The organism is Stutzerimonas stutzeri, from assembly GCF_000952685.1.
GTDB lineage: Bacteria > Pseudomonadota > Gammaproteobacteria > Pseudomonadales > Pseudomonadaceae > Stutzerimonas > Stutzerimonas stutzeri_E.
The window spans coordinates 232,110-250,415 of record NZ_JYHV01000034.1 but is presented as its reverse complement, the minus strand read 5'-3'; the positions used below and the strand labels follow the sequence as shown (position 1 = coordinate 250,415).

Annotated in this window: 12 protein-coding genes; 5 read left to right on the top strand and 7 right to left on the bottom strand. The window is 62.0% G+C overall.

Features of this window, described 5'->3' with window-relative positions; translation table 11 throughout:
- Nucleotides 1–385: 385 nt before the first annotated feature.
- Nucleotides 386–1,069, top strand: coding sequence for a type 1 glutamine amidotransferase domain-containing protein (locus UF78_RS18245; RefSeq protein WP_045163636.1), 684 nt, complete (start codon nucleotides 386–388; stop codon nucleotides 1,067–1,069).
- A 6-nt stretch (nucleotides 1,070–1,075) separates the two neighbouring features.
- On the opposite strand, the gene UF78_RS18240 is transcribed toward UF78_RS18245, so the two are convergent.
- From UF78_RS18240 to phhA, 4 genes are all read right to left on the bottom strand, one after another.
- Nucleotides 1,076–1,900: an EAL domain-containing protein gene (locus UF78_RS18240; RefSeq protein WP_045163635.1), complete on the bottom strand. Its 825-nt coding sequence runs from the start codon at nucleotides 1,898–1,900 to the stop codon at nucleotides 1,076–1,078.
- 373 nt (nucleotides 1,901–2,273) lie between these two features.
- A complete protein-coding gene (locus tag UF78_RS18235; protein WP_045163634.1) occupies nucleotides 2,274–3,470 on the bottom strand; it encodes an amino acid aminotransferase in 1,197 nt (398 codons plus the stop codon).
- On the bottom strand, nucleotides 3,467–3,823 hold the full coding sequence (locus UF78_RS18230) for a 4a-hydroxytetrahydrobiopterin dehydratase (protein ID WP_025240484.1): 357 nt from the start codon (nucleotides 3,821–3,823) through the stop codon (nucleotides 3,467–3,469). Before UF78_RS18230 ends, UF78_RS18235 begins: the two co-directional genes overlap by 4 nt.
- Nucleotides 3,824–4,019: 196 nt before the next feature.
- Nucleotides 4,020–4,805 carry a phenylalanine 4-monooxygenase gene (gene phhA, locus UF78_RS18225; RefSeq protein WP_045163633.1) on the bottom strand — a complete coding sequence of 262 codons (786 nt, stop codon included), beginning with the start codon at nucleotides 4,803–4,805 and terminating at the stop codon, nucleotides 4,020–4,022.
- Nucleotides 4,806–5,066: 261 nt separating this feature from the next.
- On the opposite strand from phhA, the gene UF78_RS18220 reads away from it, so the two are divergent.
- Nucleotides 5,067–6,623 (top strand): sigma-54-dependent phenylalanine hydroxylase transcriptional regulator PhhR, encoded by a 1,557-nt coding sequence (locus UF78_RS18220; protein WP_045163632.1) that lies wholly within the window; start codon nucleotides 5,067–5,069, stop codon nucleotides 6,621–6,623.
- Nucleotides 6,624–6,827: 204 nt separating this feature from the next.
- Here UF78_RS18220 and UF78_RS18215 read toward each other — a convergent pair whose 3' ends face one another.
- From UF78_RS18215 to UF78_RS18205, 3 genes are all read right to left on the bottom strand, one after another.
- Nucleotides 6,828–10,997: a CheR family methyltransferase gene (locus UF78_RS18215; RefSeq protein WP_045163631.1), complete on the bottom strand. Its 4,170-nt coding sequence runs from the start codon at nucleotides 10,995–10,997 to the stop codon at nucleotides 6,828–6,830.
- A 172-nt stretch (nucleotides 10,998–11,169) separates the two neighbouring features.
- Entirely contained in the window at nucleotides 11,170–12,546 is a 1,377-nt protein-coding gene (locus UF78_RS18210) for an L-serine ammonia-lyase (RefSeq protein ID WP_045163630.1), read from the bottom strand.
- Between the two features lie 80 nt (nucleotides 12,547–12,626).
- Nucleotides 12,627–13,577 (bottom strand): NAD(P)/FAD-dependent oxidoreductase, encoded by a 951-nt coding sequence (locus UF78_RS18205; RefSeq protein ID WP_196298696.1) that lies wholly within the window; start codon nucleotides 13,575–13,577, stop codon nucleotides 12,627–12,629.
- Nucleotides 13,578–13,937: 360 nt separating this feature from the next.
- Between UF78_RS18205 and UF78_RS18200 the strand changes: the two genes are divergently transcribed.
- From UF78_RS18200 to UF78_RS18190, 3 genes are all read left to right on the top strand, one after another.
- Nucleotides 13,938–14,930 (top strand): TRAP transporter substrate-binding protein, encoded by a 993-nt coding sequence (locus UF78_RS18200; protein WP_045163629.1) that lies wholly within the window; start codon nucleotides 13,938–13,940, stop codon nucleotides 14,928–14,930.
- 364 nt (nucleotides 14,931–15,294) lie between these two features.
- Nucleotides 15,295–16,293: a TRAP transporter substrate-binding protein gene (locus UF78_RS18195; protein WP_045163628.1), complete on the top strand. Its 999-nt coding sequence runs from the start codon at nucleotides 15,295–15,297 to the stop codon at nucleotides 16,291–16,293.
- 355 nt (nucleotides 16,294–16,648) lie between these two features.
- Nucleotides 16,649–18,253 (top strand): BCCT family transporter, encoded by a 1,605-nt coding sequence (locus tag UF78_RS18190; RefSeq protein ID WP_230623683.1) that lies wholly within the window; start codon nucleotides 16,649–16,651, stop codon nucleotides 18,251–18,253.
- Nucleotides 18,254–18,306: the final 53 nt, after the last annotated feature.

The window sequence follows — 18,306 nt, the reverse complement described above, 5'->3', positions numbered from 1 at the left end:
GAATGAGGGAAGTCGAGCGCAGCGAGACCCGGATGCAGGGGCAAGCGTTTTTGCTTACTTTTTCCGCGTTTGGAAAAAGTGAGTCGCCCAGCAGGGCGAAACCAATGCCCCAGCCATCCCGGCCAACAGGTTTAAACCAGATGACTCCAGCCCACTAAATCTTCGCAGCCAAGGCCACTCCTATAACAGCGCACTGTGCAGGGCTCTCGAACTTGCAACAGTCTCGTCGTAGCCCGGCATTACGGCTCGTCACGGTGCCGAGTTCGTGGCAGCGGGCGACCGCGGCCTCGGCGCCACGCCCACCCGTTGACCCATTTCCTACTCCCACGGTCCAGATAAACCAAGGCCCCGCCAATCTCGGGCCACCCGACCACAGGAGACCCCCATGAAAATCCTCATCGTGCTCACCTCCCACGACAAGCTCGGCAACACCGGCAAACCCACCGGCTTCTGGCTAGAAGAATTCGCCGCGCCTTACTACGTGTTCAAGGACGCCGGCGCCGAGATCGTCCTGGCCTCACCCAAGGGCGGGCAGCCGCCGCTGGATCCGAAAAGCGATGCGCCGGATGCCCAGACCGAGATGACCCAACGCTTCAAGAACGATGCCGAGTCCCAGGCCCTGCTGGCCAACACCCGCACGCTGGACGAGGTGTCGTCTGAGGATTTCGATGCGGTGTTCTATCCCGGTGGCCACGGACCGCTGTGGGACCTGTCCGGCAATCCCACCTCGATCTCACTGATCGAATCCTTCATCAAGGCGGGCAAGCCAGTGGGGGCGGTCTGTCATGCGCCGGCGGCGCTGATCGAGGTGCGCGGCGAGGACGGCGAATACCTGGTAAAGGGCAAGCAGGTGACCGGTTTCACCAACACCGAGGAAGCAGGCGTGCAGCTCACCGACGTGGTGCCCTTCCTGTTGGAGGAGAAGCTCAAGGAGATCGGTGGCGACTACAGCAAAGGGCCGGACTGGTCATCCTACGTGCAGGTAGACGGCCTGCTGGTCACTGGGCAGAACCCGGCGTCCTCGGAAGAGGCCGCTCGGGCATTGCTCAAACTAATGAATGCCGTTTGAAGGACTTCAGCACGGCAGGCCGTTCGGCCATACCAGGATATCGGCCTGGCTGCAGGCTTCGAACAGCGGTTTGCTGAACAGATAGCCCTGCATCAGGCTGATACCCAGATCATGCAGGGCGCTGCATTCATCCAGCGTTTCCACGCCTTCGCCGATCACCTGGATGTTCAGCTCCTGGCACATCGCAACCGTTGCCCTGACGATGGCCTGGCGGGGGCGGCTCTGGTCGATGCCGCGTATCAGGTCCATGTCCAGCTTGATGATGTCCGGCTGGAAGTCGGCAAGCAGGTTGAGACCGGCAAAGCCGGCACCGAAATCATCGATGGCGGTGAGAAATCCGATGCGCTGGTATTCGCGCAGTACTTCGGCCAGCCACTTGGCATCGCTGATGCGCTCGCCTTCGACGGTCTCGAAAATGATCCGCTCGACCGGAAAGTCATGCGCGCGGGCTGCTTCCAGCGTCGAGCGAATGCACAGCTCTGGCCGGTAGATGGCGTTGGGCATGAAGTTGATCGACAGCCTGCTTTGCATGTCGAGCTTGGCGGCGGTCTTGATCGCCTTGACCCGGCCGGCCTGGTCGAAGCGGAAGCGGTTGTCCTCGTTGACCTGCGACAGCACGCTCGGTGCGGGCTCGCCCTCAGGGCCACGGACCAATGCTTCATGAGCGAAAATCTCGCGTTTGCCTAGATCCACGATCGGCTGATAGGCATAACTGAAACGAAAGCCCAGGCGTTCGCCATTGGCGCAGCTGGGACAGGCGCCATGTTCGCTGGCCGCATGGCAGGCATATTCGCTTGGGGCAGGGTTGCCGTCAGTGCTGCGTTGAATCATGGGCGAGCTCGCTCGAAACCTGTTGCTGAAGATAGCGGCCGGGCCGGCCGCGGCTGAAGTCCATTCGTCACCAGGCTGCGCATTCCGCAAGATTGACCAAGCGTCATATTGAGTTAGAAATTCAAGATGTGATGGCTAAATGCTGCGGCCTGGCGCGGTCAGTCGAGTTCCGCCTGAGCTATCGATGTGGAGCGGCAATCATCGGAAAGATGGCCTGGGGCCCGGTTGCAGGCTTGGCCCCGGTGCGTTCGAGATGCGCAGCGCGCCCGGTCGTGACATGTCATGTCCGGCCTGCGCATAACGACGGTGTAGGGCATCCATGGCAAAAAAAGGCCAGCATGGTTGCCGGCCCGATGCCCTTCACGGGGAGTGCTTATGCCGTGACGCGTGCGATCGCCGCCGCCAGCTGATCCAGCCGCGCGGCATCCAGCCCGGCAATGTTGGCGCGGCCGCTTTCCACCAGATACACCGAATTCTCGCGGCGCAGGCGCAGCACCTGCTCGGCGGTCAGGCCGGTATAAGAGAACATGCCGCGTTGCTGTGTAATATGCGCGAAGCGCTCGGCCAAACCATGCGGTGCGAGGGCTTCGACCAGGCCCTTGCGCAAGCCGGCGATCCGTTCACGCTTGGCGGCGACTTCCTGCTGCCAGAGCTGACGCAGTTCAGGGTTGGCCAGGATCGTCGCGACCACGGCCGCGCCATGTGACGGGGGCGTGGACCAGAGGTTGCGTGCCACCGAAGCGAACTGGCTGCGCACGTCGAGCAGCGATTCGCCATTGGCGGCCACCACAATCAGTGCACCGGTGCGTTCGCGGTACAGGCCGAAGTTCTTCGAGCAGGAGCTGGTGATCAGCACTTCCGGCAGCGCCTCGACGAACAGACGAACCGCCCAGGCGTCTTCATCGATACCGTCGCCAAAGCCCTGGTAGGCGAAGTCGAACAGCGGCAGCAGTTCGCGCCGACGAACGATCTCCAGCACCTGGTGCCACTCGTCCCGGCTCAGGTCGTAGCCGGTGGGGTTGTGGCAGCAGGCGTGCAGCAGCACCACGTCGCCGCTGGGGATCCGCTGCAGCGCTTCGAGCATCGCGGGTACGTCGAGGCGGTTCTGCGCGTCGACATAGGGGTAATGCTCGGCCTTCAAGCGGGCAGCGGCGAACAGGGTTTCGTGGATAGGCCAGGTCGGGTCGCTGAGCCAGAGGCCGCGGCTCGGCAGGCACTTGGCGATGAAGTCGCCCACCAGCCGCAGGGCGCCGGTGCCGCCGGGTGTCTGGGTGCAGCCAGCTCGGTTTTCGATCAGGGCTGGCGAGCCCTCACCGAGCACCATCTTCAGTAATTGCTCACCGAACAGCGGATCGCCATGACCGCCGATATAGCTTTTGGTCTGCTCGCTGTCGATCAACCGCTGTTCGGCCAACTTCACCGCCTTGGGAATCGGCGTCAGGCCCAGCGCATCCTTGTAGACGCCGACACCGAGGTCGAGCTTGGCCGGATTGGGGTCGGCGCGATAAGCGTCCAGCAGACCGAGAATTGGGTCGCCGGGAACCCGTACGACATCAGCGAAATGCTTCACTTGCGGCCCTCGGCAGTCTTGGCCACCTCATCGGTGCGCGCGGCCATGATGAAGTCGTTGCGGTGCAGGCCCTTGATCGAGTGGCTCCACCAGGTCACGGTGACCTTGCCCCATTCGGTGAGCAGGCCGGGGTGGTGGCCTTCGGCTTCGGCTATTTCGCCGACGGCATTGGTGAAGGCCAGGGCGTGGCGGAAGTTCTTGAACGCGAAGACCTTCTCCAGCTCCATGTGGCCGTCGCGGGTCTCAATGTTCCAGTCCGGGATCTGCTTGATCAGTTCGGCCAGTTCGTCGTCGGAGACCTTGGGTGCGTCGGCGCGGCAGGCTTCGCAGTGGGCTTGGGTGAGAGCGGTCATGGTTGGGTCCTTGTGATGAGAGTCATGAGAGTTAAGCAGCGTAGGGTGGACAACGCCGCAGGCTTGTCCACGCGTCGGGTTCGGTCCGCCACGTTGCCGAGGGCTCATCCACCAATCGGCCGAAACGACCGGCATCGCCGCGAGACGTCGTTGTGGCCGAAATCAACGCGTGGAAAATGCTTCGCAGTTTTCCACCCTACGCCGCTTTCGGCGGGAATTTCGGCTGGTGCAGGCCCAACTGCATGGCGGTGCGGACGTGGGCCATGATGTCTTCATGAGCGACGTCGAACAGTCGCTTGAGTTCCGGCAGGGCGAAGTACACCGGCTGCAGGATATCGATGCGATACGGCGTGCGCATCGCTTCGACCACATCGAAGGGCTGATGCTCTGGCGCGTCCGAGAGGCAGTAAAGCGTCTCCTTCGGTGAGGAGAGGATGCCGCCGCCATAGATGCGGCGCCCGGCCGGCGTGTCTACCAGGCCGAACTCGATGGTCATCCAGTACAGCCGCGCCAGGTAGACGCGTTCTTCCTTGCTGGCCTTGAGGCCGAGCTGGCCGTAGGTGTGGGTGAATTCGGCGAACCAGGGGTTGGTCAGCAACGGGCAGTGGCCAAAGATCTCGTGGAAGATGTCCGGCTCCTGCAGATAATCCAGTTCCTCCGGGGTACGGATGAAGGTGGCGACCGGAAATCGCTTGCTGGCCAGTAGTTCGAAAAAGGTCTGGAAGGGAATCAGCGCCGGCACTCGCGCCACCTGCCAGCCGGTGGTGGACTGCAGCACGCGGTTGATCTCGTCCAGTTGCGGGATGCGGTCGCGGGGCAGGGCCAGCTGTTCGATACCGTCCAGATACTCCTGGCAAGCGCGACCGTCGAGTAGCTTCAACTGGCGTTCGATCAGCGTCTGCCAGACCGCGTGTTCGGCGTCCGGATACCGAATCTGGCCGTGCGCATCCGGTTCGCGGGCGACGTATTTCGTAGCTTTCATCTGACCTCCTGAGCGGGATGGCCGCGTAAATCTTGTTGTTATAGATGCCTCATCTGAACGCGCTGTAGATGCGCTGGGAAGTGTTTCGGACGGTTCTTCGCGAAGAGATATGCATTGTTTCGTAAAGAAAAGCTTACGAGCAGGCGGGTTGGCGTGATGATCGACTTGATCGGTGCCGCTGCTGTCAAATAATCTTGACGATAATCAACGGCAAGCGATAAAAATCGCCGGCGCTACCAACGACAACAGAGGCTTTCTCGCATGCGCATCAGGATTCTCTGCCAGAACCGCATCGGCATCCTCCGGGACATGCTCGAGCTGCTGGTGGACTACGGCATCAACGTCGCGCGCGGCGAAGTTGGCGGCGAGCATGGCAATGCCGTTTACCTGCATTGCCCCAATCTGATGAACCTGCAACTGCAGGCCCTGCGCCCCAAGATAGAGGCTCTGCAGGGCGTGTTCGAGGTACGCAAGGTCGGGCTGATGCCCAGCGAGCGGCATTCGCTGGAACTCAATGCACTGCTCGGTGCGCTGGAGTTTCCGGTGCTGTCGATCGACATGACGGGGGCCATCGTTGCCGCCAACCGTGCCGCGGCGCAGTTGCTCGGTGTGCGGGTGGATGAAGTGCCGGGCATGAGCCTGTCGCGCTACGCCGAGGATTTCGACTTGCCGGAGTTGGTGCGGGCGAACAAGGCGCGGATCAATGGGCTGCGGGTGACCATCAAAGGTGACGTTTTCCTCGCCGACATCGCCCCGCTCCAATCGGAACACGACGACAGTGAGGCGTTGGCTGGCGCAGTGTTGACGCTGCATCGCGCCGATCGTGTCGGCGAGCGCATCTACAACGTGCGCAAGCAGGAGCTGCGCGGTTTCGACAGCATCTTCCAGAGTTCGAAAGTGATGGCCGCGGTGGTCCGTGAAGCGCGCCGCATGGCCCCGCTGGACGCGCCGTTGCTGATCGAGGGCGAAACCGGCACCGGCAAGGAGCTGCTGGCGCGCGCCTGCCACCTGTCCAGCCCGCGCGGGCAATCACCGTTCATGGCGCTCAATTGCGCTGGTTTGCCGGAATCCATGGCCGAAACTGAGTTGTTCGGCTACGGCCCGGGCGCATTCGAGGGCGCGCGCCCGGAAGGCAAGCTCGGCCTGCTGGAGCTGACCGCCGGCGGCACGCTGTTCCTCGATGGCGTCGGCGAGATGAGCACACGCTTGCAGGCCAAGCTTGTGCGCTTTCTGCAGGACGGCTGTTTCCGCCGGGTCGGCAGCGATGAGGAGGTCTATCTGGACGTGCGGGTGATCTGCGCGACGCAGCTGGATCTGTCCGAACTCTGTGCTAAAGGCGAATTTCGCCAGGACCTGTACCACCGACTCAATGTGCTGTCCCTGCATATCCCGCCGCTGCGTGAATGCCTGGACGGGCTGGAGCCGCTGGCACTGCACTTTATCGACCAGGCCAGCCGGCAGATCGGTTGCGCCTTGCCGAGCCTGTCAGTGCAGGCGCTGGAGCGGCTGGCCGCCTATCACTGGCCGGGCAATGTGCGGCAGTTGGAGAACACCCTGTTTCAGGCGGTTTCGCTCTGCGAGGGCGGGATGATCAAGCCCGAGCACATTCGCCTGCCGGACTACGGCGCGCCGCAGCCGTTGGGCGAATTCTCCCTGGAGGGTGGCCTGAACAGCATCGTCGGGCGCTTCGAGAAGGCGGTGCTGGAGGCGCTTTACCAGCAGCATCCGAGCAGCCGCCTGCTGGGCAAGCGCCTGGGCGTTTCGCACACCACCATCGCCAACAAACTGCGCGACTACGGGATCGGTAAGGAGGGCTGAAGCGAGCGGTGCATGCGGGAAAGTTCGTGCACGCCCTTCCTCTCGGCCTGATGGGTTGCACCTGCGCGGCCCGACCCATCCTACGGTTATCCGGGACGGGCTCCGTAAGAGAGTGCGGGCCGCGCAAGGGCGACCTTTCTTGGATTGGCTCCAAAATCAGCCAGCAGACGCAACCTCGGCCAGCCTAGCGCGGCAGGCCTCGGCTCAGTGCACCGCCTGCAGCACCGCGTCGATCAGCGCCTGCAGATCGATCGGCTTGCGCAGGTGCAGGGTGAAGCCCGCGCTTTTGGCCTTCTCCACATCGCGCAGGGTGCCGTAGCCGGTGAGCGCAATGCTCGGGGTTTGGGCATTGGTGGTGCCGCGTCGTATTTCGCTCATCATCTTGTGGCCGTCGATGACCGGCATGCCGATATCGGACACGATCACGTCGAAGCGCGACTGCTCCGCGAGTTCTATACCCTGGGCGCCGCTGTCGGCGATGGTGACATTGGCGCCTTCGCTTTCCAGCAACTCGCGCATGGTATCGAGAATGTCCGGTGAGTCGTCGACCAGCAGAATTCGGATGCCGAGCAGGCCGCCGTTGAGCTCATGCGACGCCAGCCCGCTGAGTTCAAGTTCGGTCTGCAGGTGCATCGGCAGCCAAATGCTGAAGCGTGCGCCACGGCCCAACCCTTCGGAAAACGCCTCGATACGCCCGCCGTGCGCTTCCACCAGCTGTTTGACCAGCGCCAGGCCGATCCCCAGGCCGTGCTTGGAGCGCTGAGCATGCTGCATCTCCGCCTGGCCGAACATGTCGAAGACCTTGGGCAGGAAATCCGCAGTGATCCCTTCCCCGGTATCGATGACGTCCAGGCGGGCCAGATCGCCGTCGCGTTCGAGCTGCATGCAGATGCGGTCGCCGCCCTTGGTGAACTTCCAGGCGTTGTTCAACAGGTTCCAGATGATCTGCTCCAGGCGCGTTGGGTCGGCATGAATGAAAACCGGTTGCTCCGGCTTGAAGGTTTCGAAGCTGACACCTTCGGCCTGAGCCAGCGGGCCGAACACCGCCTCGATGCCCTTGAGCAGCTCCTGATAGGACAGCGTGACGAAGTTGAGCTTGAGCTTGCCGGTGCGGATGCGCGAAACGTCCATCAGATCGTCGATGATTCGCGACTGGCTGCGCACCGCGTTCTGAATCGCCTGGGTGGCTTTCTGCAGAGATGGCGTGTTTTTCGCGGCTTGGGAGCGAGCAATCAGGTCGGCATTGAGCTGGATGAGGTTCAGCGGGTGCTTGAGCTCGTGAGAGAGCACCGCGAAGAACTGATCCTTCTGCTGGTTGGCTGCCTGGACGCTCTCCAGTTCGTTCTGTTGATCGTTGCTGCGCTGTCGGTCGTCGGTGATGTCGCGCGCAATCTTGGCGAAACCGGCTACCCTGCCGTAATTGTCCATCAACGGATTGACCAGGCCACTAAAGAAGCACTGCGTACCATCCTGGCGAACATGCCATCGTTCGTCGGCAGCCTGACCCTGCTCCAGGGCGCGCTGACGTTCGGCTTCCGGTACTCCGAGCGACCGATCCGCCTCCGTATAGATCAGTTGGATGTTCTGACCCAAGACCTCATTCTCGGCATAGCCGAAGATGTATTCGGCGCCGCGGTTCCAGGTAGTGATGAGGCCGTCGCAGTCCAGGGTGATGATGGCGTAGCCCTTGGTGCTCTGCGCCAGTTGCTTCATATGGGCTTCGCCAGCGCGCACCTGCTCTTCGGCCCGGCGGCGGTCGGTGATGTCGATGAAGGTCAGCACGGCGCCCTGAATGCGGTCGTCCAGGGTTCGGTAGGGCAGCACGCGGGCCAGATACCAGTGGCTGCGGTCGAGGTTGCTGATCTCACGTTCGACCAGGTGCAGCGATTCGAAGGCCTCGGTGGCGTCTTGATGCAGCTGCGGATAGTCGAGCCGATGGGTGATGTCCAGCAGCGAGCGCCCGGCGTCGTTGCCGATCACGTTGAAAATGTCCTGCGCGCGCGGGGTGAACCATTTGATGCGCATGGTGCGGTCGACGAACAGGGTGGCGATGTCCGTTGAGGCGATCAGGTTCTGCAGGTCGTCGTTGATCTTGCTGGTTTCATCGACCTTGGTCTTCAGTTCAAAGTTGACCGTGGTCAGCTCCTCGTTGATCGACTGCAGTTCTTCCTTGCTGGTTTCCAGTTCTTCGGTGGCCGAGCGCAGCTCTTCATTGATTGCCTGTAGCTCTTCGTTGGAGGCACGCAGCTCTTCGGTCGAGGTTTCCGAGTGCTCCATGGTCACCTGCAGCTGCTCCTTGGTCTGCTGCAGTTCGGCCTCCAGCTGGGTCAGCACGCTGTCCTTGGTGGTGGGATTTGCCAGCGTGTTGCCGTCCATGCAGTCTTCGACTTCATCGAAGATCACCAGCATGTATTCGCTGCCGGCTTCGTTATCGCGGAACGGCCGTACGACCATATTCACGTAATAGTGCCGGCCGTCGCGCTCCAGCCGCACCCGCCGCGCCTCGACGCTCTTGCCGGTGTGAGTGGCCTGGTACAACGCAGTGCGCAACTCCAGGCGCAGCTGCGGGTGTACCAAGGTGGTCAGGTTCAGCGAGGGCTCACCGCCGACATAACGCAGGAAGTTGCCGGCGCGGTCGGACATGTGGACGATCTCCGCGTCGTGATTGACGATCACACTGGGCGGTGCGTACTGCTCGAGCGCCCGTTGGTGCACGTCGGCAAAGGAGAACTTGCGGTTGCGTCTGTGCGGCTGGCTGGTCTGGGATTGGCTCAGCGGACCGGTCGCAGTCAACGAGTGAAAAGGGGCTGTGGGCGCGCGGCGCAACCCCGATCCGACATTCTTGGCACGGTAGATACGGTTCTTTTTGTCGACCGGCTCGAACAATTGGCTGCAGGCATCGGCGGTTTCCGAGCTGCCGAGAAACAGATAGCCACCGGCATTGAGCGCAAAGTGGAACATGCGCAGCACTTCGATCTGGATGTCCCGGTCCAGGTAGATCATCAGGTTCCGGCAGGAAATCAGATCGAGCCGGGAAAACGGGGGGTCGCGCAGAATGTTGTGGCGGGCGAAGAGAATGCGCTCGCGTAGCTCCTTCTGCATGCGGTAGTGGTTCTGCTCCTTGACGAAATACTGGCGCAGGCGCATGGGCGGTACATCAGTGACGATGGCTTCCGGATAGACGCCGGTGCGCGCGGCATCCAGAGAGCGATCGTCGATATCGGTGGCGAACAGCTGCAGGTGCACTTCGTCGTCGTGGTGGTCACGTATCTGCGCATAGTCGGAAAACAGCATGGCCAGCGAGTAGGCCTCTTCGCCGGTCGAGCAGGCGGCGGACCAGATGCGCAGCGACTTATCTTCGGCCTGGGCTTTTTCTTCGAATAGCGCCGGGACGATGTCGCGCTCCAGCGCCTCGAACGCCTCACGGTCACGGAAGAAGTTGGTCACACCGATCAGCATGTCGGTGAGTAGCTTCGGCGTCTCGTCAGGGTGAGCTTGCAAGTACTTGGCGTAGCTGGGCATGTCGCGCAGTGCGTTGACCTGCATGCGTCGCTCGATGCGGCGCAGCACGGTGGCCTGCTTGTAATGCCGGAAGTCATGGCCGGTCCGGCTGCGAAGCGCCGCGAGGATTTCCCGTAACGCCAGCTCGTTGGGCTTGGACTGAGTGTGCGCGCGCTCGCTTTCCAGATCGCCCTGGTCCTGTTCGACGTCGCCGGGCGACGGGATGGGTGGGCGCTGGGTCAGCAACTCCACCATGTTTCGCCCCAACTCAACCAGGCGCTGCGGCATTTCCGCCACCGGCAGCACGATATCGACCATGCCGGTCTCGATGGCGTTGAGCGGCATCGAGTCGTATTCGGCGTCCTCGGGGCTCTGCGCCAGGGTCACGCCGCCTTGTTCCTTGATGCGCGCCAGGCCGACCGAGCCGTCGGCGCCGCTGCCGGATAGCACGATGCCGATGGCGTGGGTGTGGTGCACGTCCGCCAGTGTGCGGAAGAACAGATCGATGGCGACCTGAGCCCCGCGTTCGCGGGTGGGCCTCTGCAGGCGCAGATAGCCGTCGCTCATCGACAGGTCCATCGCCGGCGGAATCACATAAATGTGGTTGCGCTCGATGGGGACGGGCTGCTGTACCTGCAGCACACGCATCCTGGTGACATTCTGGAGAATCTTGTCGGCGTTGCTTTCGTGTTTGGGCGACAGGTGCATGATGACGACGAAGGCCATGCCGCAGTCGCTCGGCATCTGCTCGAAGAAGGTCAGCAGCGCTTTCAGGCCACCCGCCGAGGCACCGATTCCAACCACCGGGTAATCCAGCGTGCTTCTGGCCACTTGGCTGTTTTTCGGCGTAGAAGGCTCAGAGCTGGTGTTCATCGATTCCTCGGCATGTGGGTGCGCATTTTTTGTTCTGGCGGCTTGGAAAGAAGACAGCAGGCCCGCTGGGCGAATTCCTCTGAACGCCGGATTTGTCGCGAAAGGGGCAGATGATACGACTTGCCGCTGCCGATTGGCGCATTTTGCGTCGCGCTGCGACGAGCCGGGCGGCTCAGCACTCAATGATATTGACCGCCAGGCCTCCACGGGCGGTTTCCTTATATTTGCTCTTCATGTCCGCGCCGGTCTGGCGCATGGTGCGGATCACCTTGTCCAGTGAAATGAAGTGGCTGCCGTTACCACGCAGTGCCATTCGCGCGGCGTTGATGGCCTTGACCGCACCCATCGCGTTGCGCTCGATACAGGGCACCTGCACCAGCCCGCCGACCGGGTCGCAGGTCAGCCCGAGGTTGTGCTCCATGCCGATTTCGGCGGCATTCTCGACCTGTCGAGGATTGCCGCCCAGCACTTCGCAGAGTGCGCCCGCACCCATCGAGCAAGCGACGCCGACCTCGCCCTGACAACCGACTTCGGCGCCGGAGATCGACGCGTTTTCCTTGTACAGGATGCCGATCGCCGCCGCGGTGAGCAGAAATCGCACGACCCCATCTTCGTTGGCGCCGCGAATGAAACGTACATAGTAATGAAGCAACGCCGGGATGATTCCGGCCGCACCATTGGTTGGCGCGGTGACCACGCGACCACCGGCTGCATTCTCTTCATTCACTGCCAGCGCATAGAGGTTGACCCAGTCGAGAACGCTGAGCGAATCGCTCAGGCTGGCTTCCGGATGTTCGCTGAGCTGCCGATACAGGCCTGCCGCGCGCCGTTGCACTTTGAGCCCGCCGGGCATCACGCCTTCGGTGCGGCAACCGGCCTTGACGCAATCCTGCATGACCTGCCAGATCTTCAGCAGGCCGGCACGGGTTTCGGCTTCCGGGCGCCATGCGGCCTCGTTGGCAAGCATCAGTTCGCTGATCGACAGATCATGCTCACCGCTCAGCGCCAGTAACTCGGCGGCGCTACGGAACGGGTAGGGCAGCGGTGTGCGATCTTCGACGATACGGTCGCTGCCGGCTGCCTGTTCGTCGACCACGAAACCGCCGCCGACTGAATAATACTCGCGGCTGCGCAGTTGCAATCCGGCGCCATCGAAGGCGCGCAGAATCATGCCGTTGGGGTGATAGGCCAGCGGTTTGCGGATGAACTGCAGATCGTTGCTGACTTCGAATCGAATGGTTTTGTCGCCCAGCAAGCGCAGTTCGTGGGACTCACGGATGGTCGCCATGCGCTGCGCAATGCTGCCGGTATCGACGGCCTCCGGCAGCTCGCCTTCGAGCCCGAGGATCACCGCCTTGTCGCTGCCATGACCCTTGCCGGTGGCACCGAGCGAGCCGTACAGCTCGACTCGGACGCGTTCGGTGGCGCTCAGCAGATCGTCCTCGCGCAGGCCTTCGGCAAACCGCAGCGCCGCGCGCATCGGTCCCACCGTGTGCGAGCTGGACGGGCCGATACCGATCTTGAACAGGTCGAATACGCTGAGTGACATGACAGGCTCCGGGGCGAACAGACGTATATTGAGCCTAGACCCTCAGTGCCGCTCAGCTGTTGCAATCGCGTCACTGCGACTCAGCGCGTCGCCACCGAGCCGCCCCAGGGCTTGGCTTCCAGGCTGTTGTGCACCGCCGTGGCGGCCTGTGCGGCCTGACCAACGGCGACACTCATCTGTTTCAGGCCCTGGGTCACGTCGCCGATGGCGTAAAGCCCGCGCACCGAGGTTTGCATATGCTCGTCCACGCGTATGCCGCCGTCATCATCGCAACCCACATCCAGTCGCTGGGCGAGTTCCGAACGGAAGCGCGCGCCCAGACAGGGGTAGACGATATCGAAATGATAGGTGTCGCCTCGGCAGGTGATCATCTCGATTCCGGTTGTGCAAGGGCGCAGCGCTTCGACGCGATCGCTGATCAGGCGCACGTCGTAATGCTCGGCCAGGGCGATGGCTTGGTCGCAGGCATCCTGCTCGCCATGCACCACCACCGTGACCTGGTCAGTGAAGGTGCGTAGAAACACCGCATGGCCGATGGCGCATTCCGCCTCGCCGTAGACCGCGACGTTGTCGCCGTTGACCTCGTAGCCGTCGCAGATGGCGCACAGCCGCAGCTTGCCCTCGCCGATGGCCTGCTCGACATCCGGCATGTCCGGCAAGGTATCTTCGATGCCGGTGGCCAGAATGATCCGTCGGGTCACACAGCTTTTGTCCCCGTAGCGCACGCTGAAGCCTTCGGCGTGGGGTTCGATGTGTTCGACTCGACCATGCTCAAGCTCTGCGCCGTAGCTGTGGGCCTGTTCACGCAGACGAATCAACAGATCGTTGCCGTTGATGCCTGGCGGGAAGCCTGGGTAGTTATGCGACCGCGGTATCCATGAGGCGCGGCTGGAGCCTGCATCGACCACCCTGCAGCTGCGGCGAAAGCGCGCCAGATAGAGCGCAGCGGTCAGTCCGCCCGGCCCCCCGCCGATAACCAGGCAGTCGATCAGATCGGGGTTCGGCGGCGGTGGGGTCGAAACGTCGTTCATGGCAGATCGGAATGGCTGGGGATGTTGCTTGTAGAAGTGGCGGGCGATTTGAAAGTTCGCTTCTTCCGATGAGTGAAATGTTCCGTTTTGAGAGCTGGTCGGACCTTCAACCCTTGTGCTAGAGCGTCTGATGGCCAAAACTGCGCCGCTCGGTGACTGGGCGGATTCAATCCGTACTGACCGGTCATCGCCATTCCAATAAAGGCCAGCCTGCGATTCGTCGCGGTGCTCTGGTCACCCCGCTTTACCCATTCAGGCGTGCCACAACAGGTTCCGGCTGAACGCATATCGAACCGCAATACACCACTCGAACGGTGCTCACGAGGCGCCGCATCGAGCTTATTTCCCGTGGGGGTCAAAATGTTCAAATCATTCTTCGTTGCGCCTTGTACGGCGCTTTTCCTGTTGTTCGCGCCAATGGCCAGCGGCGCGGAGCCCATTGTGATCAAGTTCGCCCATGTGGTCGCGGACGACACGCCAAAGGGCAAGGGCGCCTTGCTGTTCCAGAAACTGGTTCGCGAGCGGCTCGCTGGCGCGGTGGAGGTCGAGGTCTATCCGAACTCGACGCTGGTTGGCGACGCCGATGAGATGCAGGCGCTGCTGGATAACAAGGTGCAGATGCTGGCGCCCTCGCTGTCCAAGTTCACCGAGTACTCACCGAAGCTGGAAGTCTTCGACCTGCCGTTTCTGTTCGATGACGAGGCGGCAGTGGCGCGCTTCCAGAAGCGCGAGATGAGCCGCGAGCTGCTGCGCTCGATGGCCCACCGTGGGATCTACGGTCTGGCTTATTGGAATAACGGCCTCAAACAGTTGTCGGCCAGCCAGCCATTGCGCAGCCCGGCGGACGCGGCGGGTCTGGCGTTCCGTATTCAGCCCTCATCGGTGCTCGAGGCGCAGTTCGCGGCAGTGGATGCCAAGACCATCCGGTTACCGTTTGCCGAAGTGGCAAAAGCCATGCAAAGCGGTACGGTGCAAGGCACCGAGGGCCCCTGGTCCAACATGCGCGGACAGAACGCGGGCGTTAAACGGAGCTACGTCACCGAAACCAATCATGGCGTGCTCAATTACATGTTGGTGACTAACTCCAAATTCTGGACCAGCATTCCTTTTGCGGTGCGCTCCGAGCTGGAAAACATCCTGCTCGAAGTGACACAGACCGTGAATGCAGAAGCCGCGGCAATCAACCAGCGCGAGCGTGAACGCATTCTGGCCAGCGGCAGCAGCACGCTCGTTACGCTAACCGCCGAGCAGCGCCAGGCCTGGCGAGACAAGATGCAGCCGGTATGGAAATCCTTCGAGTCGCAGATCGGCGCCGACGTCATGCGCGCGGCGCTGACGGTCAATCGCCGCTAACGCGGTCTGCGCCGGCGTCCGTATGGAGGCGCCGATGCTTCAGCACTCCTGCCGAGCGCGCACTCATTCGCGCGCTCAACCAATGTGTCGTTTTGAGAGCTGGTTGGACTTTCTGGCCTTGTGCCACGCCCGGTGATCGCGAAGACTTCCGCTCGGTTGGTAAAGGCTCTAGCGCTCTGCTTTTCGCCAACCGCATTCCAATAAAGGCCAGCCGCCGACCGCCGCAGTCGAGATGATCTGGCCAACTCGAACTGAAAAAACGAACCGACCACGCCGCTGCGTGAGTCAGGCCTTATCGTTGTCGACTAACCACTCGAACGGTGCCCACAAGGTGTCGCTTCGGGCTTTTCCCGTTGGGGGGTAGATGTTCAAGTCTTGTGTCGCTGCGCTGATCGCAGTTATGTGTGGGTTGAGTGCCTCGGTCATGGCGGCCGAAGGCGAGCCGTTCGTCATCAAGTTCGCTCACGTGGTGGCCGATGACACGCCCAAGGGCAAGGGGGCATTGCTGTTTCAGAAGCTGGTGCACGAGCGTCTGGGCGGCAAGGTCAAGGTCGAGGTCTATCCGAATTCGACATTGGTTGGCGATGCCGACGAGATGCAGGCGCTGCTGAATAACGACGTCCAGATCCTTGCGCCTTCGCTGTCCAAGTTCGGCAAGTACACGAACAAGTTGCAGGTCTTCGATCTGCCCTTCCTGTTCGATGACGAAGCGGCGGTTCAGCGCTTCCAGAAGCGCGAAATGAGCCGTGAATTGCTGCGCTCGATGGCCGACTCCGGCATCTATGGCCTGGCGTATTGGAACAACGGCCTTAAGCAGCTTTCCGCCACCAAGGCGTTGCATCTGCCCGAAGATGCCGCCGGATTGGCGTTTCGCATACAGCCTTCGGCGGTACTGGAAGCGCAGTTCAACGCGGTTGGGGCCAAGCCGGTGGTGCTGCCTTTCGCCGAGGTGTACAAGTCGCTCCAGGCTGGCGTGGTCCAGGGCGCGGAGAACCCATGGTCGAACATTGCCAGCCAGAACATGCACAAGGTCCAGCCGTTCATCACCGAGAGCAATCACGGGGTGCTCAACTACATGCTGGTGACCAGTTCGAAGTTCTGGATGAGCATGCCCTTTGCGGTGCGCTCGGAACTCGAGGGCATCATTCTCGAAGTGACCCAGGCGGTGAACCGAGAGGCTGCGGCGCTGAACCAGCGTGACCGTGACCGCATCCTCGCCAGTGGCAGCAGCAAGCTGATCACACTCACGCCGGAGCAGCGTCAGGCCTGGCGCGAGAAAATGATGCCGGTGTGGCAGTCCTATGAAGCGCAAATCGGTGCAGACGTGATCCGCGCAGCACTGACGGTCAATCGCAAACGCTAACCTCGTGCCTTCCGCTCGCCGGCACTGCCGTGCGGCGAGCTCGGCGCACCCACGCCGCTTCCGTTCCCCTTCTTTCCTCTCCTTGCGGGCCTGTCCACACCGGGCGTTTGCTGCAGTGCATCAGCAGACTAACGCTTGTCAAGGCCCGCCCCGCCGCCTGACGGTTCTAAGCTTGTCGATGCCGGTCCCTGAACGTTGGGCTTGATACCTGGCTGCTAGCATCATCTAGCAGGCGGAACCAGCCCGGTTGCAACAGGGGGCTTGTTCGTCCGTTGTGCGTGTGTTTCGAAGTGCCAACCAAGAATAAGGAGAACAGCAGGTGGCGACTAATCCTGGAAAGAACACGGCGTCGGCCGTGGAGAGTATCCCCGCCCCGACCGGGGCGGCCAACCTGATCGATACCGACTACGTCATCGGTCAGGACAACATCAAACGCAAGTTTTTCGACATTCATGGCAAGGTTTTCACTATCTCCGCCCTGACCATCGTGCTTTTCGTGGTCGTTACGCTCGCCCTGCGCAGCGATGTCGAGCCGCTGTTCACTGCGCTTCGCGACTGGCTGACCAGCAATCTGGCCTGGTTCTTTCTCGGCTCGGCGAACATTTTCGTCCTGCTGTGCCTGGGGCTGATCCTTTCGCCGTTGGGCAGGGTACGCCTGGGCGGCAGGGACGCGACCCCGGATTATTCCTACACGGGCTGGTTCTCCATGCTGTTCGCCGCCGGCATGGGCATCGGCCTGATGTTTTACGGCGTCGCCGAACCCATGTCGCATTTCTCCACGGCCATGGGGGGAACCACCGTCGAGAATGGCGTGCGAACCGACTGGGCTCCCCTGGGCGCCGCGGCGGGCGATGCCCAGGCTGCTGCCAGCCTGAGTATGGCTGCCACCATCTTCCACTGGGGCCTGCACCCCTGGGCAATCTACGCCATCGTGGCCTTGGCCTTGGCGCTGTTCTCCTTCAACAAGGGATTGCCGTTGAGCATCCGCTCGATCTTCTACCCGCTGCTCGGTGAGCGGGTGTGGGGTTGGCCGGGCCATATCATCGATATTCTGGCGGTGTTCGCGACCCTGTTCGGTTTGGCCACTTCGCTGGGCCTGGGTGCGCAACAGGCAGCGGCCGGTCTCGAGTTCCTGTTCGACATGCCCAATACGGACACCAGCAAGGTTCTGCTGGTAGCTGGTATCACCGTGATCGCCCTGATGTCGGTGCTGGCTGGCTTGGACAAGGGGGTCAAGCGCCTGTCGGAAATCAACATGGTGCTGGCGCTGTTGCTGCTGTTCTTCATCATCGTAGTCGGGCCGACCCTGGCGATCGTGACCGGCTTCTTCAGTAACCTGGGCAGCTACCTGACCAACTTGCCGGCACTGTCCAATCCGATCGGTCGCGACGACGCCAACTTCAGCCAAGGCTGGACAGCGTTTTACTGGGCCTGGTGGATCAGCTGGTCGCCCTTCGTCGGCATGTTCATCGCCCGGGTCAGCCGCGGCCGTACCGTACGTGAATTCCTGATCGCCGTGCTGCTGGTACCGTCGCTGGTATCGGTACTGTGGATGACCGCGTTCGGCGGCACGGCCCTCGGCCAGTTCGTCACCGATGGCTTCACCGGGGTGCAGGATGCGGCGCTGGAACTGAAACTGTTCGCCATGCTCGGCGAGCTGCCGCTGACGCAGATCAGCTCCTTTGTCGGAATCGTGCTGGTGGTGGTGTTCTTCGTCACCTCGTCGGACTCCGGTTCCCTGGTGATCGACACCATCACCGCCGGCGGCAAGGTCAACGCGCCGGTTCCGCAGCGGGCGTTCTGGGCCGTGTTGCAGGGAATCGTGGCCATTTCCTTGCTGCTTGGGGGCGGCCTGGTCGCGTTGCAAGCCATGGCGGTATCGACTGGTCTGCCGTTTACCATCGTGCTGCTGGTGGGCTGCGTGTCCATCGTCAAAGGTTTGATGAGTGAGCCGCGGTAGTTAACGGACGTATCCGGGGGTGCATGCCGATCAGGTGTGTACCCCAGTGTTCT